This window comes from Pseudonocardia zijingensis, assembly GCF_042657305.1.
In the GTDB taxonomy this organism is placed as follows: domain Bacteria; phylum Actinomycetota; class Actinomycetes; order Mycobacteriales; family Pseudonocardiaceae; genus Pseudonocardia; species Pseudonocardia zijingensis.
The window spans coordinates 82,671-104,575 of sequence record NZ_JBHSKO010000016.1 but is presented as its reverse complement, the minus strand read 5'-3'; the positions used below and the strand labels follow the sequence as shown (position 1 = coordinate 104,575).

Below are 21,905 nucleotides of genomic sequence, written 5' to 3'. Positions count from 1 at the left end.
CTGAGGGTGGGTCTCAGAGGGTGATCTCGGGGTAGAGCGGGTGGGCGCCGAGCAGGTCGGACGCCCGCCCCGCCACCTTCGCGACCACGTCGGCGTCGAGGGTGTAGCGGGCCTTGGAGGCGCCGGGGTCGGTGCTCGTGAGCACCGTGGTGATCAACTCGGCGATCTCGTCCATCTCGTCGGTGCCCAGGCCGCGGGTGGTGAGCGCGGGCGTGCCGAGCCGGATCCCCGAGGTGTACCAGGCACCGTTGGGATCCTGCGGCACGGCGTTGCGGTTGGTGACGATGCCGGCGTCGAGCAGGGCGGCCTCGGCCTGCCTGCCGGTGAGGCCGTGCGCGGAGACGTCCACCAGCACGATGTGGTTGTCGGTGCCGCCCGTGACGAGCCGGGCGCCGCGGCGCAGCAGGCCGTCGGCGAGGGCCCGGGCGTTGTCCACCACCCGCTGGGCGTAGCCGGCGAACGCCGGGGTGCGGGCCTCGGCGAGCGCCACCGCCTTGGCCGCCATGACGTGCGGCAGCGGCCCGCCCAGCACCATCGGGCAGCCGCGGTCGACGTGCTCGGCGAGCGAGTCGTCGCACAGCACCATGCCGCCGCGGGGGCCGCGCAGCGACTTGTGCGTGGTGGTGGTGACGATCTGCGCGTGCGGCACCGGGTCGAAGTCGCCGGTGAAGACCTTGCCGGCGACGAGCCCGGCGAAGTGCGCCATGTCGACGAGCAGGGTGGCGCCGACCTCGTCGGCGATCTCCCGCAGCTTCGCGAAGTCGACGCGGCGCGGGTAGGCCGAGTAGCCGCCGACGATGATCAGCGGGCGGAACTCCCGCGCCGTCTCGCGCAGGGCCGCGTAGTCGAGCAGGCCGGTGGCCGGGTCGGTGCCGTAGCTGCGCTGGTGGAACATCTTGCCCGAGATGTTGGGCCGGAAGCCGTGGGTGAGGTGGCCGCCCGCGTCGAGCGACATGCCGAGCATCCGCTGCCCGCCCAGCTCCTGGCGCAGCGCCTCCCAGTCGGCCTCACCGAGGTCGTTGACGTGGCGGGCCTCGAGGCGCCGCAGCGCCGGGGCCTCCACCCGCTGGGCCAGCACCGCCCAGAACGCCACGAGGTTGGCGTCGATCCCGGAGTGGGGCTGCACGTAGGCGTGGTCGGCGCCGAACAGCTCCCGCGCGTGCTCGGCGGCGATCGCCTCGACCCCGTCGACCTGCTGGCAGCCGGCGTAGAAGCGGCGCCCCACGGTGCCTTCGGCGTACTTGTCGCTGAGCCAGTTGCCCATGGCGAGCAACGTGGCGGGGGAGGCGTAGTTCTCGCTGGCGATGAGCTTGAGCGACTCGCGCTGCGCCGTGAGCTCCTGGCCGATCAGCTCGGCGATGCGCGGCTCGACGGCGCGGACGGCGTCGAGGCCCGCGCGGAAGGCGGTGTCGGCGTGCGGGGCGGTGGGCATGGCCGGACCTCCGGGTTCGAGGTGGACGGCCCAGGCGCACGGCACTCACGACGGGGCCGCTCCCCGATGGTCGATCCCATCCCAGCGCGCCAGTCACGGCCCGGGTCCACGGTAGCAGGGCGGCCTGCCGGCCCCGGGCGCGAGCCATGATCGTTCCGACTTCGGGCGACGCGCCCTCACCGGGGCGAACGCGACGACCTCGTGACGATCGATCGTTCCGAGGTGCGGCTGTGCGACCGCACGGGGGCGATGGGCGCGATCTCGGAACGATCTGCCGGGTGGCGCGTGCTGGTGTCCGCCGCCTGCTCCTGCGCGGCGAGCAGGTCGTCGCCGTGCGTGATCGTCCACTGGGCGAGCGCCGCCATCGGGCCCTCGACGAGGCTCTCCCCGAGCGCGGTGAGCCGGTACTCGACGCGGGGCGGGGCCTGCGCGTGGGCCTGCCTGCCGACCAGACCGTTGGCCACCAGCCGGTGCAGCGTCTCGGTGAGCACCTTGTCGCTGATGCCGCCGATCGCGGTGCGCAGGGCTTGGCGGCGGCGCGGTCCCGCGCGCAGCGCGGCCAGCACGACGGGGTCCCAGGTGTGGACGAACAGGTCGAAGGCCGCCCGCAGCCGGCAGTCGGCGACCAGCTCCTCGCACTCGCTCATGGCCCCATCCTCCCCAGGCCTCCGGGTGCCGGCCCGCGCGGCGGCTCCCTTATGCCAGCAAGGTGGCCTTACTGGCGTAATGCGCCAGCAAAGCCACCTTGCTGGCGCACGGGGCGGCCCGGCCCGGCCGGCACCCGCGGCGCACGCACCGATCGGTGCGCATCGGACTGCCTACCGTCGCCCGCATGATCGACGAGAAGACACGGGCGAAGCGGATCGGGATCCTCGGCACGGGGACGCTGGCGGAGGCGCTGGGCACGGGCTGGCTGCGTGCGGGCCACGAGGTGGTCGTCGGCGGGCGGTCCCCGGACAAGGCGCGCGCTCTGGCGGACCGGCTGGGCGGCGACACGCGCGCGGTACCGCTCCCCGAGGTGGGGGAAGGGTGCGACGCGGTGCTCCTCGCGGTGCTGTGGTCGGGCGTGGAGGACGTCCTGCGCGCCGCGGGCGCGGACCGGGGTGTGCTGGCCGGCACCGCGCTGATCGACCCCACCAACGCGGTCGAGCACGGCGTCGGCGCCCTGCTCACCGGACCGGACGAATCGGCGGCGCAGCGGGTGGCCGCGCTGGCGCCCGGCGCGCGGGTGGTGAAGGCGTTCCACCTGTTCCCGGCCGCGGCCTGGACCCGCCCGCCCGGTGCCGACCCGGTCACCGTCGCGATCTGCGGCGACGACGCGGAGGCCCTGCGCGTCACGGGCGAGCTCGTGCGCGACGTCGGCGGCGTGCCGGCCGTGGTGGGGCCGCTGCAGCGGGCCCGGCAGCTCGAGGAGGCCGCGGGCTTCGTCATCGCGCTCGCGTTCGCCGGGTTCGACCCCGCCACGGCCGTGCCGCACGCGTGATCGTCCGGGGTCAGGGAGCGAGGGCGATGAGGGTGCGTTCGCCGCCGGGGTCGCCCGCGGTGGCGGGCACGAGCACGACCTCGTCGAGACCGGCCTCGGCGTAGGCGTCGAGCCGCTCGCGCACGGAGGCGGCGTCGCCGACCAGGCCGAGCCGCTCCACGGCCGACGGCGGCACGGCGCCGACCAACTCGTCGACGTCTGCGCCCTCCTGCGACCTCCGCACGGCGTCGCCGAGCCCCGCGGCCACGAACATCTCCTGGTACCCGGCGACCGACAGGTAGCCGAGCACGCTGCGCAGCACCTGGACGCGCGCCTCCGGGGTCGGGTCCACGGCCGCCGGGATCCAGGCCGCGAGCCGGGGCGCCGGGCGGCCCACCCGCTCTGCGGCGGCGTCGAGCTTGCCCCGGTAGTGGCGGGCGAGCTCGGGGGAGACGAGGTCCAGCACCATCCGGTCCGCGTGCCGCGCGGCCACCTCGATCGCCCGGTCGCCGAACGCGGCCAGGGTGATCGGGCCGCCGGGCGGGTCGAGTCGCAGCCGGTAGTCGTGCGTCGAGACGGTCTCGCCCGCGAAGTCGGCCACCTGCCCGGCGAACAAGGCCCGCAGCGCCTGGGCGCTCTCGGCCATGGTGGTGACGGCCCGGCGGCGGGACCGGCCGTGCATCCGCTCGACCACGCGCAGGCTCGACGTCCCGAGGGCCACGCCGACCGGCCTGCCGACGAGCGCGGCGGTCGACGCCGCGGCACGCGCGATCGAGGCCGGGTCGCGCACCGACACCGGGATCGGGCCGACCGTGAGCTCGATCTGCCGCGTCTTCAGGCCCGCGGCGGTGGCCAGCGCGAACGCGTCCCAGACGAACCCCTCGCCGACCCAGAGGTCGCGGTAGCCGAGCCGGTCGGCCACCACGGCCGTGCGCAGTTCCTCATCGGGCGGGACCTCGGGCCGGGACGCGATGACGACGGTGATCTCCATACCGGCGGGCAACGCCGCGAGATCGGCGAGTGTTCCAGTTGGTTCACTCTCGCAGGCCGAACTCGGTGCCCTCCGGGTCGAGGAACGACGCGAACCTGCCCCACAGCATCTCGCGCAGCGGCTTGGCGAACGGCACGCCGGCCTCCGTGAGGCGGGCGCAGGTGCCCTCGATGTCGTCGACCTCGAACACGATCCCCGGCTGCAGCGGCTCCCGCATCATCGCCTTCGGGTAGAGCACCAGCGCCGACGCCGCGCCGGGCGGGGCCACCTCGAGCCAGCGGGCGTCGCCCATGCTCCGCTCGGTGCGCAGCTCGAAGCCGACCTTCTCCGTCCAGAACCGCAGGGCCTCGTCCTGGTCGGTGACGTAGACGGCCACGGTCGCGACGTGCCGGATCATCGGGTCATCCCCGGTCGGCGCGGTCGAACTCGCCGGCCCGCACGCCGGCGAGGAACTCGGTCCAGCTGGTGGCCGGGTAGCGGTGGGGCTGCCGGGCGCGATCTTTGGTGTCGCGCACCGCGACCTCGCTCCCTCGGAAGGCAACCTCGACGCAGCCCCCGCCGTTGCCGCCGCTGAAGCTGCTGGTGAACCAGCGGAGCTCGTTGTCACGCACGGCCTTCTCCTTCGGACGGCTCACCTCCGCCCGAGCCTCTTGACGAGCGCCAGTGACTCGGCCGGGTCGAGCGCGGCGGACAGCACACGCTCGAACGTGAGCCTAGCCCGCGCGACCTCGCGCTCCTTGTCGAGCGTGAGCGCGCCGAGCGCGTGCTCGACGTAGGCCATGTCCGGCTCACCGAGTTCCCCGAACTGCAGGATGATGAATCCCGAGACCAGCGCGGCGTGCGCGCCCACTCCGTCCGGCAGCACGTGCAACTCCACCGACTCCAGCTCCGCGAGCTCCGCTATGTGCCACAGCTGCGCGCGCAGAACCTCATCACCGCCGACCGGGCGGCGGAGCACCGACTCATCGACCACGGCGACCAGTTCCAGTGGTTCCTCCATCGAGGTCAACCGGTGCTGCCGATGCATTCGAGCTGCGACTTCCTTGTCGAGCTGCTCGGGTGTGCGCGCGACCGGGACCGCGACCATCAATGCTCGGGCGTATTCGGCGGTCTGCATCAGCCCGGGCACGTACAGCGGCGTGAAGTCGTACACCCGGCGCGCCTCGGTCTCGAAGGCAATGTAGCTGTTGTTGCCCAGCCCGTAGGCGCGCCACCAGCCGGGCTGGTTGGCCTCCCGCGCGAGCTCGATCAGCTCCGTCCACCGATTGCCGCCCACGTCGTACAGGTCGAGCATGCCCCGCACCCAGTGGACGTCGATGAGGATCTGCGCGTTCTCGATCCGGGACAGCTTGCTGACCGAGAAGTCGAGCTTCGGCGCCGCCTGTTCGAGGGTGAGCCCGGCGTCCTCGCGCAGCTGCCTCAGTTGCCGGGCCAGCACCCGCCGGCGGACCATCGACCCCTCGTGCCGCCCCACGTGACCCCCCGCTCCGGCTTGATCACGGATAGTGGCACACGGGAACGCGGGAGCGGGAATCCCGCTCTCCTGCTTCCCGCGAGGGCGGTCCCGATCACGGGACCACCCCGGCGACCCTCGGCGTCATGACCGCCGCGGCGCCCCGTGACCCCGACCAGCGCAGTTTCCGCCTCCTCGGCGAGGCCGCCGAGATCATCACCGGCTGGCCGCTGGTGCGCGAGCGGCTGCGCGCCGCGCACGTCCCCGACGCGGAGGGCCGGTGCCGCGGGTGCGCGAGCCAGACGCGGTCGGCGCCGCACTGGCCGTGCGCGCTCGCCCTGGTCTGCCGCTGACCCGGCTACTGCGGGTCGGGGGCTGCGGCGATGGCCGCGGCCACCAGGTCGGCGGCGGTGGTGTCGCGGGTGCGGCGGCCGCGGTCGTAGTGCTGGGTGGTGGCGATCGTGGCGTGCCCGACGTCCGCCTGAACGTGCTGGATTCGGGCGTCCTGCTCCAGTGCGATCGTGACGTAGGCGTGGCGCAGGGCGTGCGGGTGCACGCGGTCGGCGACGCCGTCGAGCGCGGGTCCGGCGTGGGCGGCGATGCGGCGCAGCAGGGTGTAGAGGTCCACGCGGGAGCAGCGGCCGCCGTCCCGCGTGGCGATCATCGGGCTCGCGCCGTGCGCGGTGCGGCCCCTCCGGGCGGGCACGTTGGTGCCCGTGAGGCGGTCGCGCTCGGCGAGGTAGGCCGTGAGGGCCTCGCGCACGAGGTCGGTGACGTACACCTCGCGGTGCAGCCCACCCTTGCCGAGCACGCGCAGGACGTCGTCGCCGCCGGTGCGGACGAGGTCGTCGCGGTCGAGGCCGACGAGCTCGGAGATCCGCAGGCCGCTGGTCAGGAGGGCCACGACGGCCACGGCGCGCAGCGCGTAGAGCCGGGCGAGCCGGGGGCTGCGCGAGTACGGCAGGCGGGCGGCGGCGATGAGGAGGGCCTTGAGCTGCTCGGGGGTGAGCCGCACGGTGGGGGAGGCGTCGCGGGCGCTGGAGGACAGGCCGAGCCTGGCCCGGTTGAGCGCGGCCGGGTTGGCGGGCACGACGCCGGTCTCGGCGAGATGGCCGTAGAGGGCGGAGAGGGTGGAGAGCATCCGCTGCCGGGTGCGGCGCTGGGCACCTGCCGCGTCCAGCGCGTGCAGCCAGGCCTTGACGTGCCCGGCCGTGGCGGCGCGCGGGTCGAGCGCACGGCGCGCGCACCAGCGGAACCAGGCCAGGTCGTGCAGCGGCCCCGGCGCGGCGGCGGGTGGGCCGGGGCGCCGCGGTGCGTCCACCGGGTCGACCCACCCCACCGGGAGCCCGAGCGCGTAGGCGTAGGTGCGCCGCGTGCCGGCGTTGGCGTACTGGGAGAGCCAGTCGAGCAGCTGGGCCCGCAGGACGTCCGGATCGGCGACCCCCGGCCACTCCGACTCGTCGCCGCGCACGGCGGGCGGCCGGGCCCGGTCGAGCGACTCGAGGACGGCGAGCGCGTCTTGGGTCATGGCATCCCTTCCGCGTCACCGGCCGACGGGGCGACCCTACGCGGTGATCAGCGTGGGCGCGGTCAGGCCGGGCGGAGGCAGAAAGGATGCCCGGCGGGGCTGGCGTACACCCGGGCGCCTTCCCAGGTGGAGGCGGCGACGTCAGCCGTCGGCCGCAGCCGTCGGCCGCCGGCGGCGATCACCCGCGTCTCCCCGGTCGCCACGTCGTCGGTGGAGAGGTCGACGTGCATCTGCTGGGAACCGCCGTCGGGCCACTGCGGCGGCACGTGCTCCGCCGCGTGTTGGATCACGATCACGGGGAAGCCGTCGACCTGCAGGAAGTGGTGCGTCGCCGTCTTCGTGACCGAGCCGCCGAGCACCAGGTGCCAGAACGAGCTCTCGGTCTCGATGTCCGCGGCGTCCACGACCAGCGACGTCAGGCTGATGTTCATGATGTCCCTCCCCATCCGTCCTCGGCGCTCAGATCGCGGGGATGATGCCGCCGTCGACCCGGTACTGGGCTCCCGTGAGCCACTTCGCCCGGCCGGAGGCGAGGAACGCGATCATCTCCGCGACGTCCTCGGGTCGCCCGGGGCGCCGCATCGGCACGTTGAGGTGGTCCAGGAGCTCCTGCTCGACGTCGTCGACGCCGACGCCCTGGTCCTCGGCCATCTGCTGGAGGTGGGCGGCCGCGCCCTCCGTGACGACGAAGCCGGGCAGGACGCACACCACGCGCACGCCGTACACCCCGACCGCCGTCGCGAGCTCGCGGCTGTAGGCGTTGAGCGCCGCCTTCGCCGCGGCGTACGACGCCTCACCGGGCTGGGGGAGGTGGCTGGCGATGGAGGAGACGTGGACGACCACACCGGAGCCGCGCTCGACCATCCCCGGGACGAGGGCCCGGTCGAGGCGGACCGCGCCGAGCAGGTTCATCTCCAGGTCGGCGAGCCACGAGTCGTCGGAGCGCTCCAGGGTAGGGGCCGGTCCGGTCGCGGCTCCGGCGTTGTTCACCAGGATGTCCACGCCCCCGACGGCGTCCAGCACGCGGCGCCCGAGTTCCGCCGCACCCTGCGCCGAGCGCAGGTCGGCGGGAATGAAGGTGGCGGGCAGGTCGCGCGGGGGAGCGGTCCGGGAGGCGGTCAGCACGGTGGCTCCGGCCGCGGCGAAGCGGCGCGCCGTCGCCTCGCCCAGCCCCCGGCTGCCACCGGTCACCAGGACGCGCAGTCCGTCGAGTCCGTCGTCCACGGTCATCGGGACCGCCTCCTCCAGTAAAGTGAGTCTGACTCCGGAAACGATACACACAACCTGAACCAGACTCACCTTAGGAGGTCCGGTGCGCGCCGATGCCCGCCGCAACCGCGAAGCACTGCTGGTCGCGGCGCGGGAGGCGTTCCTCTCCGACGACGACGCCCACGTGGAGGAGATCGCCCGCCGAGCCGGCGTCGCCGTCGGCACCCTCTACCGGCACTTCGACACCCGCGAAGCACTGGTGGCGGAGGTATACCGGCAGGAGGTCGCCGATCTCTGCGCCGCCCGCGAGCGGCTGCTCGCGCAGCACGCCCCGGACGAGGCCCTGCGCTCCTTCCTGCTGCTGCTCGTGGAGCACGCCGCCGTGGGCCGGGGGATGGGAGAGGCGCTGGAGAGCATCATGGCCACCGACTCGCCCGTGTTCGACGACGCGCGTGACGAGATGGCCCGCGCCCTCGACGACCTGCTCGCCGCGGGCGTCGCCGCAGGCCTCGTCCGCGGGGACGTCAGTGGACGCATCGTCCTGCGCGCCCTCGGCGGCATCTGCGGCATGCGCGCCGAGGGCTGGGAGGACGACGCGGTGCGGATCGTCGCGATCCTCTACGACGGGTTGCGCTACGGCGCGGCGGGCGCGGTGGCGAGTTCAGGAAAGCCACATTCAGGGCCGCACAGGCCCTGAATGTGGCTTTCCTGCCCCTTCCGGGGCCCGCCCCGCATAGTCGGGCAGCTCCACGCCGTTGATCGCCCGCTCCACCAGCTCCATGAGCGCGTCCATGTCCGGTTCGACAGGCTCGGTGGCCTGCAGGCTCTCCACGTGCATCCGGCCGATCTCCTGGTTGGCCGCGACGAACGGGCGCATCCGCGCCTCGTAGCCCGCGAACCCGGCCTCCGGATCCCACCCGGCGGTGGCCAGCTCCCCGGCCAGCAGGTAGGCGCCGACCAAGGCCAGCCCGGTGCCGCCACCGGACATCGGCGACGCGCTGAACGCCGCGTCCCCGAGCAGCGCGACCCGGCCGCGTGACCAGCGGTCCATCACGACCTGCGCGACCTGGTCGAAGTAGAAGTCCGGGGTGTCGTCCAGGTGCGCGAGGATCCGCGGGGTCAGCCAGCCGAACCCGGCCATCCGCTCGCGGAGCAGGCGCTTCTGGTCCGTGACGTCGCGGTGGTCAACGGCGAACTCGGCTGCGGGGAACGAAAACATCGCCATCGCCCGGGTCGCGTCCTGGATGGGGCGTAGGAGGGCGGTGCGACCGGCGTCGTTGTACTGGAGCATCCAGCGGTCGAGCCCGAACTCGTTGGGCACGCTGTAGAAGGCCAGGACGAGCCCCAGGTGGCGGATGAACCGCTCGTGCGGTCCGAAGACCGTGGCGCGCAGGCCCGAGTGCAGCCCGTCCGCCCCGACCACCAGGTCGAACCGTCGCCTGCCGCCCCCGGCGAAGATGACGTCGACCCCGTCGGCGTCCTGGGTGAGCTCGGCGATCCGGTCGCTGAAGACGTACTCGACGTGGTCGCGGGTGTGCTCGTGGAGCACCCGGGCCAGATCCCCGCGCAGGATCTCGATCTCCGCGATGTACCCGTCGCCGCCGTCGTCGTCGGCGCGGAACGTCTCCAGCACGGCGCCGTCCGCATCCACGGTGTGCGCGCCCGCGGTGTCGGTGCGGGCCGCCCGCACCGCCGCATCCAGCCCCATCAGGCGGATGACCTCCTTGGCCACCCCGCGCGCGTCCACCGCCTGCCCGCCGGGGCGCAGCCCGGGTGCCCGCTCCACCACGGTGACCTCGGCACCCCACCGGTGCAGCCAGTGGGCCAGCGCGGGCCCCGCGATGCTCGCCCCCGCCACCAACACCCTGATCCCGCTCACAGCACTCCCGTTCGTCCGGTCCAGCATCCGCAGGATCCGACTCCGGTGCGGGCCGGAACTCATCGCTACGGCGCAGGTTCAGGAAAGCCACATTCAGGGCCTCTCCGGCCCTGAATGTGGCTTTCCTGCCCTTCCGGGGCCCGCGGCTCACTCCCGGTCGAGGTCGATCCGGATCGTCAGCATCCGGTTGCCGCCCGCCAGCGCGCGCAGGAGCACGCCGTCGAGCCGGTACCCCGGCCGGCCGCGGCCCAGTGCCCGGTGGCGGGCCTCGGCGTCGTCGTCGGGCAGGGGGTGGGCGGTGCCGGTGCGCCAGCGGCTGCGCAGCCCGTCACGCAGCCGGGCCGGGCGGGCCTTGATCCGCACCCGCGGGTCGGCGCGCAGGTTGCGCACGTACGCGCTCCGCTCGCCGAGCGCGGCGAACAGCCAGAAGGTGTCGCGGTCGAGCCCGTTGGCCACCGGGACGCGGCGGACGCGGCCGGTGCGCCGCCCGACGGTCTCGAGCACGGCGTACGTCGGCGGTTCGAGCCCCCGCGCGATCAACCACGCCACCAGCGGGTTGATCAGCCTGTTCTGCAGGCGGAGGATCCGGCGTTCCAGGGTCGGGTTCGGCACTGCTGCTCCTCGGGACGGTGTCACCCCGAGGACGGCACAGGAGCCTCCGGCGTGACAGCGCCCTGTTCCCGCGCGGCGGCGAGCCACCGCCGTGCGGTGTGCAGCGGCTGGTCGGGCGTGTGGGCGAGCGCGGTGGCGAGCAGCAGCCGGACCTGCCACGGGCTGAGCCCGCCGATCATCAGGGCGCCGGCAGCCGCGAGCGCGGCGCCCGCGCCTGCGTAGTGCCCGTGGACGGGTCCGGCGCCCACCCGGCTCGTCACGGCCACGGGCATGCCCCCGTGCAGCAGCGCGACCGCGCGCCGGGTCAGCTCCGGGGTGGCGTTGCCGTCGCCGAAGGCGGCGATGACGAGGCCGGCGGCGCCCGCGTGCAGCGCGGCGTCGAGCGCGGTGGTGTCGACACCGAGGTACTGGGGGATGACCTCGACCCGCGGCAGGTGGGCCGGCACGGGCAGCGGGGGAGGCGCCGGGGTGCGCCGGTGCTCGACGAGGCCGGCGGGCCCGGCGGTGGCGATCGGGTCCGCGCCGGGCACGGCGAACGCACGCCGGGCCGTGGTGTGCAGCTTGCGGATCCCGATCGCGGGCCAGATCTGCCTGTCGAAGCCGACGGTGACGCCGGGCCGGCCGCGGCAGGCCCAGTCGAGGGCGTGGGCGAGGTTGGCCGGCCCGTCGGTCTCGGGGTGGTCGAGGGGGAGCTGGGCACCGGTGATCACCACCGGCACGTCGTGGCGGTGGACGAGCGCCAGCAGGAAGGCGGTCTCCTCGAGGGTGTCCGTGCCGTGGGTGATCACGATGCCGTGGTGGCCCGCGGCGTGCGCGTCCACGGCGCGGGCCAGGTCGAGCACGTCGTCGGTGCCGGCGGCCGAGGAGAACCGGGCCGCGAGGTCGACCGGGGTGACGGCCACACCTGCGGGAGGCGCGGTCGCCTCCAGCAGTTCGGTCGCCGTGGCGGCGACCGCGCGCTCCGCGCGGTGCGTGCGGGAGGCGATCGTGCCACCGGTGGCGAGCAGGGCGATGCGCGTGTTCATCCGCTGGCCGCGGTGAGGTCCTGGGGGCGGATCGGCACGCGCCGGATGTCGGCGCCCGTGGCCTGGCGCACCGCGGCGGCGACCGCGGCGGGAACCGACAGCATCGGTGGCTCGCCCACACCCGTCAGGCCGTAGGGCGAGTCGGGCCGCGGGTGTTCGAGGACGTCGAGGTGGTGGACGCCGACGTCGGCGGCGGTCGGGATGAGGTAGTCGGTGAAGCCGGGGTTCAGGATGCGCCCGTCCCGCACCTGGATCTCCTCCATCACCGCGAGGCCCAGGCCCTGCACGATGCCGCCGTGCATCTGCCCGGCCACGCCGAGCGGGTTGACGGCCTTCCCGACGTCCTGGGCGCACGCCACCTCGACGACCTCGATCGTGCCGAGCTCGACGTCGACGTCCACGGTGACGCGGTGGGCGGCGAAGGCGTAGGCCACGTGGGCGTCGCCCTGCCCGTTCTCGTCGAGCGGGGAGGTGGTGCGGTGGCGGAAGACCGCGGTCTCGTCGATCTCGGCGTCGAGCAGGTCGGCCAGGTCGACCGGCCCGACCGGGGTCTGCACCGCCCCGTCCTGGACGGGCAGGTCGGCACCTGCGCACCCGGCGCGGGCGAGCAGCTCGGCACGGACCTGCCGGCAGGCCAGCTGCACGGCGCCGCCGGACATCCAGGTCTGGCGCGACGCCGACGCTGTGCCGGCATCGCCGACCGTGGTGTCGGTGGGGAGGAACCCGACGTCGTCGACGCCGAGCTCGGTGCGGACGATCTGCTGCTGCACGGTGACCAGCCCCTGGCCCACCTCGGATGCGGCGGTCTGGACCTGGGCGGCGGGACGGCCGTCGGGGCGGCGGAACAGGCGCACACGGGCCGTGCCGTAGTCGTCGACCCCCGCCGACTTGCAGATGTTCTTGATCGAGACGCCGTAGCCGACGCCGCGGACGGTCGGGGCGCCGTCGGTGCGGGGTGGGGCGGGGGGACGGGCGGCGACGCGTTCGAGCAGCTCGGCGACCGGGGCGGGCCCGTCGACGGTCTGCCCGGTGGCCATCGTGGACCCCGTCGACACGGCGTTGCGCAGGCGCAGCTCGACCGGGTCCATCCCGAGGACGCGGGCGAGCTCGTCCATCTGCGACTCGTAGGCGAAGCACACCTGGATCGCGCCGAAGCCGCGCATCGCCCCGCACGGCGGGTTGTTGGTGTAGACCACGCGCGCGTCGACGTGGACGGTGGGCACGGCGTAGGGGCCGGCGGCGAAGCACCCCGCGTTGCCGACCACCGCGGGTGAGGTCGAGGCGTACGCGCCACCGTCGAGCAGGATGTCGGCCTCGACGGCGACCAGCCGCCCGTCGCGGGTGGCGGTGTGGGTGTAGCGCATGCGGGCGGGGTGGCGGTGCACGTGCCCGACGAAGGACTCCCGCCGCGGGTAGCTCATCGCCACGGGCCGCCCGGTGCGCAGGGCCAGCAGGGCGGCGTGAGCCTGGACGCTCAGGTCCTCGCGGCCGCCGAACGCGCCACCGACCCCGGCGAGGGTGAGGCGCAGCTGCTCGGGCGGCAGCCCCAGCGCCTCGGCGAGCTGGTCGCGGTCGATGTGCAGCCACTGGGTCGAGCACCGCACGTGGACGCCGCCGGTGGCCGTGGGCTCGGCCAGGCAGGACTCCGGCCCGAGGAAGGCCTGGTCCTGCATGCCCACGTGGTACTCGCCGCTGACCCGCACCAGGTCCGTGTCGTCCGGGACGGGGTCGCCGTGCCGCATCCGCATGTGGCGCACGAGGTTGCCCCCGGGGTGCAGCGCCGCGGTGCCCGGTTCGGCCGCCGCCTCGGCGTCCGTGATCGCCGGCAGCACCTCGAAGTCGACCACGACGGCGTCGGCGGCGCGGCGCGCGGCCGCCGGGCTCGTGGCTGCGACCACGGCGATCGCTTCCCCGACGTAGCGGACCACGTCCCCGGCCAGCACGGGCTGGTCGCGGCGTTCGAGCCCGAACCGGTTCGTGCCGGCGACGTCGGCCGCGGTCGCCACGGCGACCACCCCCGGGATCGCCAGTGCAGGGGACGCGTCGATGCGCCGGATGCGCGCGTGGGGGTGCGGGCTGCGCACGGTGGCGCCGTGCAACATGCCCGGGACGTGCAGGTCCGAGGAGAACTCGAACTCGCCACGGACCTTCGCGGGCCCGTCGGGGCGGGCGGCGGCAGCACCGACGCCGAGAACGGGCTCGGCTGCGGTGCGCGGGCGTTCGGGCGCGACACTCATCTCTCGAGGTCCTTCCGCCGCTGCGCGGCCAACGCCACGGCGTCGAAGATGCCGTGGTAGCCGGTGCACCGGCACAGGTTGCCCGCGAGCGCCTCGCGGGTCTCGTCGTCGGTGGGATCGGGGTGCTGGGCGAGGAGGTCGTGCACGGCGACCACCAGGCCGGGCGTGCAGAAGCCGCACTGCACGGCCCCGCAGTCGAGGAAGGCCTGCTGCACCGGGTCGAGCTCGCCGTTGTCCGGGCTCAGGCCCTCGATCGTGGTGACCGCGTGCCCGTGTACCTGGTGGGCGGGCACCAGGCAGGAACACGCGGTGCGGCCGTCGAGGGCGACCATGCACGAGCCGCACTCGCCCTGCTCGCAGGCGTTCTTGGTGCCGCGCAACCCGCAGCGTTCCCGCAGGGCGGTCAGCAGGCTCTCGCCTGCGGGCACGTCGTCCAGTGCGACCTCGGTGCCGTTGACGGTGAACCTCAGCACGTGCTGCTCCAGGCCTGTCGGGCGCAGCGGGCCACCAGCACGCCGGCGACCCGGCGCCGGTGCTCGGCGGTGCCGCGCAGGTCGTCGATCGGTGCCGCATCGCCGGCGGCGAGGCGGCCCAGCTCGGCCCACCACGCCGCGTCGGGGGCGGTGCGGGCGGTCCAGTCGAGCTCACGGGTGGCGAAGTCCTCGGCGGTGCGGGCGCGCAGCGGTGTGGGCGCCACGGAGCCGAGGGCGATGCCGACGTGGCGCCGGTCCGGGTCGATCCGCACGGCGGCCGCCGCCACGGAGATCACCATCGCCTGGCGCGTGCCGGTCTTGGCGAACGCCTCGCCCGCGGCCGGAGTCATGCGCACCGCGACGATCAGCTCGTCGGGGGCGACGACGGTGCGGCCGGGCCCGAGGAAGAACTCGTCGCTGCGGACCTCCCGTACCCCGCGGACCGAGGCGAGTTCGACGGTGGCGCCGGCGGCGAGCATCGGGGGCAGGGTGTCCCCGGCCGGGGACGCCGTGGCGATGTTGCCGCCCAGCGTGGCCCGGTGGCGGATCGGCGGGGACCCGACCAGGCGCGCCGCCCCGGCCAGACCGGGGAGGTGCACCGCGAGTTCGTCGACCACCCGCGTGAGCGGCAGCGCCGCCCCGATTCGCAGGCGGTCACCGTCGCGGTCCCAGCCACCCAGCTCGGCGACCTCGCTGACGTCGATCACCTCGTCGAGATCGCGCCGACCTTCGTTGACCGCGACCATCAGGTCGGTGCCGCCTGCGACGACCGTCGCGGACGGCCGCTCGGACCGCAACGCGAGCGCGTCCGCCAGCGAGGTGGGCTTGAGGTAGTGCGGCGCGGGGTGGTCGACTGCGGCGGTCATTCCGTCCTCCCGGCCGCGGCCAGACCGGTGGCGGGCAGCGGCCCGACCGCCGGCGCCGTCCGTTCACGCAGCCAGACGGCGGCGATCGCCGACACGAGTGCCGTGCCGCTCATGTAGACCGCGATCGCCGTCCAGGTGCCGGTGGCCGACAGCAGGCTGGTGGCGATCAGCGGGGCGATCGCGCTGCTGATGACGGTGCCGAGCGTGTAGCCCAGCGACAGCCCGCTGTAGCGCACGGGCGCGGGGAACACCTGCGCGAAGAACGTCGGCATCACCCCGTAGTTGGCGGCGTACGGGATGAACAGGAGCACGAACCCGACCAGCATCACGGTGAACGAGCGGGTCTCGAGCAGCAGGAACCACACCGGGGAGAGCACCGCCATCGCCACCGCGCCCGCGATGAAGATCGCCTTGCGGTTCACCCGGTCCGACAACGCGCCGAACGCGGGGATGGCCACGATGTTCACCACGTTGATCAGCAGCACCAGGGTGAGCATCGTGCTGCGCGACATCCCGAGGGTGTCGGTGCCGTAGGTCAGCACGTAGACGGTGCCGACGTAGAAGACGACCCCCGCGCCGGCATAGGACAGCATCATCAGGACCGTCAGCAACCAGTGGCGGGTGACCACCTCGCGCAGCGGGGCGCGCCGGGTCTCGCCGCGGGCGGCGGCACGGGCGAACTCCGGGCTCTCGCTGATGCGGATCCGCACCACGAAGCACGCCACGAGCAGCACCACGCTCAACCAGAACGGCACCCGCCAGCCCCAGGCGAGGAACTCCTCCTCGGACAGGCCCGAGACGCCGAGGAACGCGAGGTTGGCCAGCAGCAACCCCCAGCCCGCGCCGGTGTTCACCAGCGCCCCGAACAGGCCGCGCCGCGCCGGGTGCGCGTGCTCGACGCTCATCAGCACCGCCCCGCCGTACTCGCCGCCCAGCGACAGGCCCTGCAGCACCCGCAGCAGCACCAGCAGCAGCGGTGCCGCGATCCCGATCGAACCGTGGGAGGGCAGCAGCCCGATCGCCAGCGTCGAGCAGCCCATCAGCGCGAGCGTGGCGATCAGGACGGGTTTGCGCCCGAACCGGTCCCCGAAGAACCCGAAGATCGCCCCGCCGACCGGGCGAGCCAGGAAGGCCACCGCGAAGGTCGACAAGGACAGCAGGGTGGCCACCCGCGGGTCGTTGTCGGGGAAGAAGACCGTCGGGAAGACGAGCGCGGCCGCCGTGCCGTAGATGAAGAACTCGTACCACTCGATGGCCGTGCCGAGCAGGCTCGCCGAGACCACCCGAACCGGGCGGCCCTCGTGGTGACCGGCCTCGTGCGCCGGCGGGGGAGCGGTGCGCCCGTCGTGGGCGGGGGCTGGGTGGTGTGGGGCTGGGTCGTGTTCCGTCATCGCGGTGGCCTCTCGCTCGTGCCCAGGTAGCGCACGACCGCGTCGTGCACGATGTCGGCCTCGTCCCGCAGCGCGGCGAGCGCGAGGTAGTCGTCGTCGAGCAGCCCACCGGCGTCGGGTACCCCGAACATCACGGTGGGCACGCCGCGCGCGGCCGGCCCGCCCGCGTCGAACGTGCCCCCGTAGACGCGGTGGCGGACCTCGCCCTGCCGTGCGCGGATCGCGTCCTCCAGCGGGGCGAGGACGCTGCGCTGGTCCGGGTCGAGCCGGTGCGGCAGCATCGCGACCCCCTCGCTGACGCTCATCGCGCAGCCGTGCGGGGCCTCGCCGAGCAGCTCGTGCAGACCCGCCGCCAGCTCGGCGGTGGCGTCGGCCGGGGACGTGCCGGGCAGCAGCCTGCGGTCCACGGTGATCCGCGCCTGCGACGGCAGCGTGTGCGGGGCCAGCGGGTCGTAGCTCACCAGGTACGGCACGACCTGCTCGGCCCCCAGCTCCGGATGGGTGTGCGCCGCGGCCCGGCGGTCGAGCTCGCGCAGCGCGACCACGACGTCGGCGGCGGCGTCGATCACCCGGCCCGTGGCGGGCGGCGTCGACGAGTGGGTGGCCCGGCCGCGCAGGTCCACGTGGACGTCCACCCGGCCGCGATTCCCCACCGTCACGGCGAAATCGGTGCAGAACAGCTCGACCACCAGGTCGGGCGTCGCCGGCAGGGCGTCGAGGATCGCGGTGGAGCAGCTGTGGCTCGAGCGACCCTCGTTGTTCACGCAGAGCCAGAGCGAACCCCGGGTGATGCCGCCGGAACCGGCGAGGCGGCGCAGCAGCTCCAGGAGCACCGCCTGGTGCGCCTTGTTCTGGGTGACCCCTTGCCCGAACACCGCGAGGTCGGCGCCGTCGGGCGTCGGGCGCAGGTCCCCCGACCACGGTTCGGCCATCTCGTTGTGGTGCTGCGTGGGCGTGTAGGCCATGAGCACCAGGGCCGGCCCGGGCTGCTCGCCCTGCACGTGCACCGCGTACTGCTCGAGCGGCAGATCGACCATCCGGGCCCCCGGCACCTGCGCGGCCAGCGTCGCGAAGCGGGGTCGCAGGGCGCGGTGGTAGGCCACCAGCACCGGGTCGTCGGGTGCGATGAGCGTCCGGGCCCCCATGGGCACGGCCGAGGGCACCCGCGCCAGCGCGCGCAGGTCCTCGACCAGCGCCTCCTCCCTCGGGTCCACCGCGGCGCTCATGCCGCCACCCGGGGAGCCAGGGCGTGCAGGCCGGGGAGCACCTGCTCGCCGAACCCCGTGATCAGATCCGAGGGCAGCGTGTAGTTGCCGACGTGGCGCAGGTAGAACCCCGTCGCCCCCGCCTCGACCGCCGTGCGGGCCCGGTCGAGGATCTCCTCGGCGGTCCCGAAGAGGCAGAACGTGCGCGCGAAGCGCACCGCCATCTCGTCCGTGACGTACCGCGAGGAGTGGGTGATCGCCTCCTCCCAGTCCTCGGCGTGGACCATGTCGGGGTAGACGTCGGGCACGGGTGGTGGCGGCGGCAGCTCGATCCCGGCGAGCCGCAGGAAGTCCTGGGCGCCGATCGTGGCCATGTGCAGGCAGATCGGCTTGAGCACGCGGGCGTCGCGCTCGATGTCGTCGGTCAAGGCGCAGAACGCGCCGACCGTGACCTCGGGCATCGCGCGTCCCGCCGCGCGTGCCCCCGCGGCCACCGCGGCCACCGTGCTGCCCAGCGTCTCCGGGGACACCCCCGCCAGGGTCAGCACCCCGTCGGCGACCTCGCCCGCCAACCCCAGGGTCCGCGGCCCGGACGCCGCCAGGTGCACCGGCACCGCGCCGGTCGGGCGGTGCAGGTGCACACCGCGGCCGTTGATGTCGACGGTCTCGCCGTCGAGCAGCCCCCGGATCTCGGCGATGCCGGCGCGCAGCTGCGCCCGCGTGCTCGGCGAGAGGCCGATCGGCTTCACCGAGCTGTCGCCCGTGCCCAGGCCCAGCCACACCCGCCCCGGGGCGAGCTCGGCGACGGTGTTGACGGCCGAGGCGACGACGCTGGGGAAGCGGGTGGCCACGTTGGTCACCGCGGAGGCCAGCGTGATGCGCTCCGTACGATCCGCGGCGAGGCCCATCGCCACCCAGACGTCCCGCCACAGCAGCTGGGAGTCGGCGATCCACGCGGTGTCGAAGCCGAGCCGCTCGGCGTGGGCGACCTCGGCGGCCACGTCGGCGACGGACGTCGCCGGGGGGAAGCGGACACCCACACGTACACGGGAAGTCATGGGGCGGGACCGTAGTAAGATGTCCGACATCGTACAAGTATGAAGTCGGACATCCCACAGGTGCTAAGGTTCCGCCGTGAGCAGTACCGAGCCGGGGCTCTACACGGCGCTGTCCCGCCGGCCGGTCACCGAGGTGATCACCGAGACGATCACCGAGCGGATCCGGTCCGGCGCCCTGAAGCCTGGAGACAAGCTCCCTGCAGAGCCCGAACTGGCCCGGCAGCTGCAGGTGGGGCGCGGAAGCGTGCGGGAGGCCATCCGCACCCTGCACACGCTGGGTGTCCTGCAGGTCGTGCGTGGCCGGGGCACCTTCGTGGCCGAGCCGATGCAGCAGCCCCACTCCGAGCAGTTCGTCGACCTCAGCTCGGCCAGCGGCCCCGACCTCGCCCAGGTGCTCGAGCTGCGGATCGCGCTCGAGACCGCGGCCGTCTCACTGGCGTGCGTGCGCGCCACCGACGACGACATCGCCGAGATGCGTCAGCGCGTCGCCGACCATGAAGCAGCAGCCGAGCGCGGCGACGTCTACGCCGAGCACCGCACCGACGAGGACTTCCACGACTCCCTGCTGCGCGCCTCGCACAACCAGAACCTGCACGCGATGTACCGCATGATCGTCCCCCGGATGTCGGACTTCCGGCTCGAGACGCTCAAGCTCGAACGCTCCAGCCAACGGTTCGTGCCCGGCCACCGCGACATCCTCGGCGGGATCGTCGCGCGCTCACCCCGCGAGAGCGGCAACGCCGCCGCCCGCCACATCGCGGGCCTCTACAAGGAGCTGCGCGCCGCCACCGAGGAGTCGGGGGCCTCCGCGCACTCCATGCTCGAGTTCTCCGAGCTCATCTCCTGCTTCACCTCGGATCCGGACATCACGCGGTCCTGACCGTCCCGCTCATTGCGCGGTGTCGAGCCGGAACTGCCGGGCGAGGGCATCGACGGTCCGGTCCACCGAGCGGTTGCCGTCGATGGTGAGCAGCGGCAGTCCGAGCTCTCGGGCCTGCCTGGTCACTTCGGCATCCCAGAGCGCGTCGCGGGCGAGCCGGGTCTCGAGCACCACGGCCGGGTCGAGACCACCCCAGTTCGCGCGGGCACGGTCCCGGTCGGCGTAGCGCCGGGTCAGGGCGGCCCTGCGGAACTCCGGAGTGGGCACCAGGAACGCGGCGTGGGCGGGCCGGCTCAGCAGCGGCGCGAGATCGCGCGGCAGCACCCCGAAGTAGTCGACGAGCACCGTGCGATCGGTCGGGCGGGCGAGTAGGTCCTCGACGAGGAACTCGACCGTCTCACCGTGCAGGCCGGCCATCGCTTCGAAGATCTGCCCGGGCGATCGATCGCGCCACATGTCCCCGGACCGCTGGTCGCGGAGGGCCGCGAAGCGCGGATGCCGCTCTGCCGTGCATCGGCGGAGCCAGTCGTGCTCGGCGCGATCGCCGTCGTAGACGTCGAGGTCGAAGCGCCGGGCGATGACCGCGGCAGCGGTGCTCTTCCCCGCGCCGGTTCCCCCGACGAGCCAGCGGACGTGGCGCAGGCGTGCGGGTGAAGTCACGGTCGTGATCATCCCGCACGCAGCCGGCGTCCACGCGCTCACACACCAGCTCGCGCACTCACACACCGACTGCAACCGGTGTGCGGCCTACGCAGGTGGTGTGTGAGCACCCGGACGCCGGCCGGGCTGTGGCTCGCACGCCGATCTCTGTGCCGGCACACCGACTGCAACCGGTGTGCCGGCGCGACGAGTGGTGTGCGAGCCACCCGGAGGCCAGCGGCCACCCGCTCGCACACCAGCTCGCGTGCCCACACATCGACTGCAACCGGTGTGCGGACGCCAGTACCGGTGTGTGAGCGCTCCAGGCCGGCGATCCCACCCCGACAAGCGGCCCTCGGAGGGTGTCCCAGTCCAGGAGGCCCCTGGGGTGGGTCAGCACCAACGAAACACACGTTTCGTTGGGCGGAGGTTTGCGATCCAAAACCCTAACCCGGTTCGGCAGTTTGGAAACGTCGAACTGATAGCCTGCGGAACCATGATCGACGAGGCCGTACGCTGCGGCTACAGCAAGTGCCGGTCGGAGTTGCCGCCTCCTGGCCCCCAGGGCGGCAGACGCCGTTCCTTCTGCCGTGACACCCGGTGGCCGGGTGGGCGCACCTGCGCGCAGATGGCGCGCGCCGAACGCGACGCGCTCGAGGCGCTCGGCCTGGACGCGGGGCGCGCGACGTTCCAGCTGGACGCCGAGCGGCTGCGCGAGCACGTCGACGCGGTGCGCGGGCCGGTGGCGGAGCTCGCCGGCGCGCTCGAGGCCGTCCGGGCGCGGCTGGACGAGGTGGAGGGCGGCGCGCTCGCCGCCGTGGAGGCGGCGCAGCGGGGCACCGCGGAGGCCGAGGCGGCGCGGGTGGACGCCCAGCAGGCGCGGGAGCGGGCGGAACGCGACGCCAAGGCCGCGCGGGAGCAGGCCGCGCAGGCGGGGGAGGAGAAGGCGGCAGCGGTGGAGCGGGCGGCGGCCGCGGCCCGGCAGGCCCTGGAGGCCACCGAGGCGCTCGGGGCCGCGCGCCAGCAGGCGCAGGAGGCGGTTGCGGCGCGGGAGGAGACACAGGAACGCGCGCGCGCCGCCGACCGGCGGGCGGCGCAGGCAGAGGAGGCGGGTCGGGACGCCGTGGTCCGGGCCGAGCGCGCGGCCACCGAACGCGACGCGGCACGGGCGGGGGCCGAGGAACGCCGGGTGGAGACGGAGGCGTTGCGCGCGGAGCTGGAGCGCACGCGGGCCGAGTTCGCGGGCGCCGTTACAAGTCGCGAGGAGGCGCAGCGGGCACTCGCCGAGGCCGAGCGGCGACGGGCGGCGCTCGCCGCCGAGCGGGACGAGGCGCTCGCCGCGCTCGACGCGGAGCGGGAGGGCAGGCAGCGGCTGGACCACGAACTCGCCCGGGCGCGCGAACGCGCGGAGGCGGAGGCCGTGTTGCGTGCGCGGGCCGACGCCGAGCTGGACCGCCTGCGAGGCGAACTGGACGGGCTGCGGGCCCGGGGGAGCGAGGAGCTGCGGGCCCTGGTGTTCGCGGCGGTGCGGGACGCCGTGCCACCGGAGCCGGCCGGCTCCTGAG

Annotated in this window: 24 protein-coding genes and 1 riboswitch; of the genes, 5 read left to right on the top strand and 19 right to left on the bottom strand. The window is 74.2% G+C overall.

Translation table 11 applies throughout. The features are described from left to right. Positions 1 to 13: 13 nt before the first annotated feature. Both ACFPL3_RS27040 and ACFPL3_RS27035 read right to left on the bottom strand, forming a co-directional pair. On the bottom strand, positions 14 to 1,432 hold the full coding sequence (locus tag ACFPL3_RS27040; protein WP_343938117.1) for a glycine hydroxymethyltransferase: 1,419 nt from the start codon (positions 1,430 to 1,432) through the stop codon (positions 14 to 16). 21 nt (positions 1,433 to 1,453) lie between these two features. After that, positions 1,454 to 1,539: riboswitch (ZMP/ZTP riboswitch) on the bottom strand. 69 nt (positions 1,540 to 1,608) lie between these two features. Then, positions 1,609 to 2,079, bottom strand: a complete 471-nt coding sequence (locus ACFPL3_RS27035) for a winged helix-turn-helix transcriptional regulator (protein ID WP_343938119.1) — start codon at positions 2,077 to 2,079, stop codon at positions 1,609 to 1,611. A 185-nt stretch (positions 2,080 to 2,264) separates the two neighbouring features. On the opposite strand from ACFPL3_RS27035, the gene ACFPL3_RS27030 reads away from it, so the two are divergent. Continuing rightward, positions 2,265 to 2,915: an NADPH-dependent F420 reductase gene (locus tag ACFPL3_RS27030; protein ID WP_343938121.1), complete on the top strand. Its 651-nt coding sequence runs from the start codon at positions 2,265 to 2,267 to the stop codon at positions 2,913 to 2,915. Positions 2,916 to 2,925: 10 nt separating this feature from the next. On the opposite strand, the gene ACFPL3_RS27025 is transcribed toward ACFPL3_RS27030, so the two are convergent. Genes ACFPL3_RS27025 through ACFPL3_RS27010 form a run of 4 tightly spaced genes read right to left on the bottom strand, consistent with a single transcriptional unit; the run spans position 2,926 to position 5,338 of the window. Next, on the bottom strand, positions 2,926 to 3,885 hold the full coding sequence (locus ACFPL3_RS27025; RefSeq protein ID WP_343938123.1) for an LLM class F420-dependent oxidoreductase: 960 nt from the start codon (positions 3,883 to 3,885) through the stop codon (positions 2,926 to 2,928). A 43-nt stretch (positions 3,886 to 3,928) separates the two neighbouring features. Next, complete coding sequence (locus ACFPL3_RS27020) at positions 3,929 to 4,282, bottom strand: VOC family protein (protein WP_343938125.1); 354 nt, start codon at positions 4,280 to 4,282, stop codon at positions 3,929 to 3,931. Positions 4,283 to 4,286: 4 nt separating this feature from the next. Continuing rightward, entirely contained in the window at positions 4,287 to 4,496 is a 210-nt protein-coding gene (locus tag ACFPL3_RS27015; RefSeq protein WP_343938127.1) for a DUF397 domain-containing protein, read from the bottom strand. Positions 4,497 to 4,516: 20 nt separating this feature from the next. Next, positions 4,517 to 5,338, bottom strand: a complete 822-nt coding sequence (locus ACFPL3_RS27010) for a helix-turn-helix domain-containing protein (protein WP_343938129.1) — start codon at positions 5,336 to 5,338, stop codon at positions 4,517 to 4,519. Between the two features lie 146 nt (positions 5,339 to 5,484). Here ACFPL3_RS27010 and ACFPL3_RS27005 point away from each other — a divergent pair, with 146 nt between their 5' ends. Beyond that, on the top strand, positions 5,485 to 5,691 hold the full coding sequence (locus tag ACFPL3_RS27005; RefSeq protein WP_343938131.1) for a hypothetical protein: 207 nt from the start codon (positions 5,485 to 5,487) through the stop codon (positions 5,689 to 5,691). 5 nt (positions 5,692 to 5,696) lie between these two features. Here ACFPL3_RS27005 and ACFPL3_RS27000 read toward each other — a convergent pair whose 3' ends face one another. The 3 genes from ACFPL3_RS27000 to ACFPL3_RS26990 form a co-directional block, all read right to left on the bottom strand. After that, the gene (locus ACFPL3_RS27000) at positions 5,697 to 6,866 is read right to left on the bottom strand and encodes a tyrosine-type recombinase/integrase (protein WP_343938132.1); all 1,170 of its coding nucleotides are present in this window, start codon (positions 6,864 to 6,866) and stop codon (positions 5,697 to 5,699) included. 62 nt (positions 6,867 to 6,928) lie between these two features. Continuing rightward, positions 6,929 to 7,297, bottom strand: a complete 369-nt coding sequence (locus ACFPL3_RS26995; protein WP_343938134.1) for a VOC family protein — start codon at positions 7,295 to 7,297, stop codon at positions 6,929 to 6,931. Between the two features lie 28 nt (positions 7,298 to 7,325). Then, a complete protein-coding gene (locus tag ACFPL3_RS26990; protein WP_343938136.1) occupies positions 7,326 to 8,096 on the bottom strand; it encodes an oxidoreductase in 771 nt (256 codons plus the stop codon). An 82-nt stretch (positions 8,097 to 8,178) separates the two neighbouring features. On the opposite strand from ACFPL3_RS26990, the gene ACFPL3_RS26985 reads away from it, so the two are divergent. Next, positions 8,179 to 8,772, top strand: coding sequence for a TetR/AcrR family transcriptional regulator (locus ACFPL3_RS26985; protein ID WP_343938138.1), 594 nt, complete (start codon positions 8,179 to 8,181; stop codon positions 8,770 to 8,772). Here ACFPL3_RS26985 and ACFPL3_RS26980 read toward each other — a convergent pair. The 9 genes from ACFPL3_RS26980 to ACFPL3_RS26940 all read right to left on the bottom strand — a co-directional run bounded on the left by ACFPL3_RS26980 (position 8,752) and on the right by ACFPL3_RS26940 (position 18,821). Beyond that, complete coding sequence (locus tag ACFPL3_RS26980; protein ID WP_343938140.1) at positions 8,752 to 9,954, bottom strand: FAD-dependent monooxygenase; 1,203 nt, start codon at positions 9,952 to 9,954, stop codon at positions 8,752 to 8,754. The genes ACFPL3_RS26985 and ACFPL3_RS26980 overlap by 21 nt on opposite strands. A gap of 147 nt (positions 9,955 to 10,101) precedes the next feature. Beyond that, positions 10,102 to 10,566 carry a nitroreductase/quinone reductase family protein gene (locus ACFPL3_RS26975; RefSeq protein ID WP_343938142.1) on the bottom strand — a complete coding sequence of 155 codons (465 nt, stop codon included), beginning with the start codon at positions 10,564 to 10,566 and terminating at the stop codon, positions 10,102 to 10,104. Positions 10,567 to 10,586: 20 nt separating this feature from the next. After that, the gene (locus ACFPL3_RS26970; RefSeq protein WP_343938143.1) at positions 10,587 to 11,591 is read right to left on the bottom strand and encodes an asparaginase; all 1,005 of its coding nucleotides are present in this window, start codon (positions 11,589 to 11,591) and stop codon (positions 10,587 to 10,589) included. Further along, positions 11,588 to 13,828 (bottom strand): xanthine dehydrogenase family protein molybdopterin-binding subunit, encoded by a 2,241-nt coding sequence (locus tag ACFPL3_RS26965; protein WP_379589708.1) that lies wholly within the window; start codon positions 13,826 to 13,828, stop codon positions 11,588 to 11,590. Before ACFPL3_RS26965 ends, ACFPL3_RS26970 begins: the two co-directional genes overlap by 4 nt. Further along, entirely contained in the window at positions 13,825 to 14,301 is a 477-nt protein-coding gene (locus ACFPL3_RS26960) for a (2Fe-2S)-binding protein (RefSeq protein WP_343938147.1), read from the bottom strand. The genes ACFPL3_RS26965 and ACFPL3_RS26960 overlap by 4 nt, the downstream gene beginning before the upstream one ends. After that, positions 14,295 to 15,167, bottom strand: coding sequence for an FAD binding domain-containing protein (locus tag ACFPL3_RS26955; RefSeq protein WP_343938149.1), 873 nt, complete (start codon positions 15,165 to 15,167; stop codon positions 14,295 to 14,297). The genes ACFPL3_RS26960 and ACFPL3_RS26955 overlap by 7 nt, the downstream gene beginning before the upstream one ends. After that, entirely contained in the window at positions 15,164 to 16,558 is a 1,395-nt protein-coding gene (locus ACFPL3_RS26950) for an MFS transporter (RefSeq protein ID WP_343938151.1), read from the bottom strand. Before ACFPL3_RS26950 ends, ACFPL3_RS26955 begins: the two co-directional genes overlap by 4 nt. After that, entirely contained in the window at positions 16,555 to 17,784 is a 1,230-nt protein-coding gene (locus ACFPL3_RS26945; protein ID WP_343938153.1) for a peptidase dimerization domain-containing protein, read from the bottom strand. The genes ACFPL3_RS26950 and ACFPL3_RS26945 overlap by 4 nt, the downstream gene beginning before the upstream one ends. Beyond that, complete coding sequence (locus ACFPL3_RS26940; RefSeq protein ID WP_343938155.1) at positions 17,781 to 18,821, bottom strand: LLM class flavin-dependent oxidoreductase; 1,041 nt, start codon at positions 18,819 to 18,821, stop codon at positions 17,781 to 17,783. The genes ACFPL3_RS26945 and ACFPL3_RS26940 overlap by 4 nt, the downstream gene beginning before the upstream one ends. 76 nt (positions 18,822 to 18,897) lie before the next feature. On the opposite strand from ACFPL3_RS26940, the gene ACFPL3_RS26935 reads away from it, so the two are divergent. Next, the gene (locus ACFPL3_RS26935; RefSeq protein ID WP_343938157.1) at positions 18,898 to 19,701 is read left to right on the top strand and encodes a FadR/GntR family transcriptional regulator; all 804 of its coding nucleotides are present in this window, start codon (positions 18,898 to 18,900) and stop codon (positions 19,699 to 19,701) included. Positions 19,702 to 19,710: 9 nt separating this feature from the next. On the opposite strand, the gene ACFPL3_RS26930 is transcribed toward ACFPL3_RS26935, so the two are convergent. Next, positions 19,711 to 20,361 (bottom strand): P-loop NTPase family protein, encoded by a 651-nt coding sequence (locus tag ACFPL3_RS26930; RefSeq protein ID WP_343938159.1) that lies wholly within the window; start codon positions 20,359 to 20,361, stop codon positions 19,711 to 19,713. Positions 20,362 to 20,968: 607 nt separating this feature from the next. Between ACFPL3_RS26930 and ACFPL3_RS26925 the strand changes: the two genes are divergently transcribed. Then, positions 20,969 to 21,904, top strand: coding sequence for a coiled-coil domain-containing protein (locus ACFPL3_RS26925; protein WP_379589707.1), 936 nt, complete (start codon positions 20,969 to 20,971; stop codon positions 21,902 to 21,904). Position 21,905 lies beyond the last annotated feature (1 nt).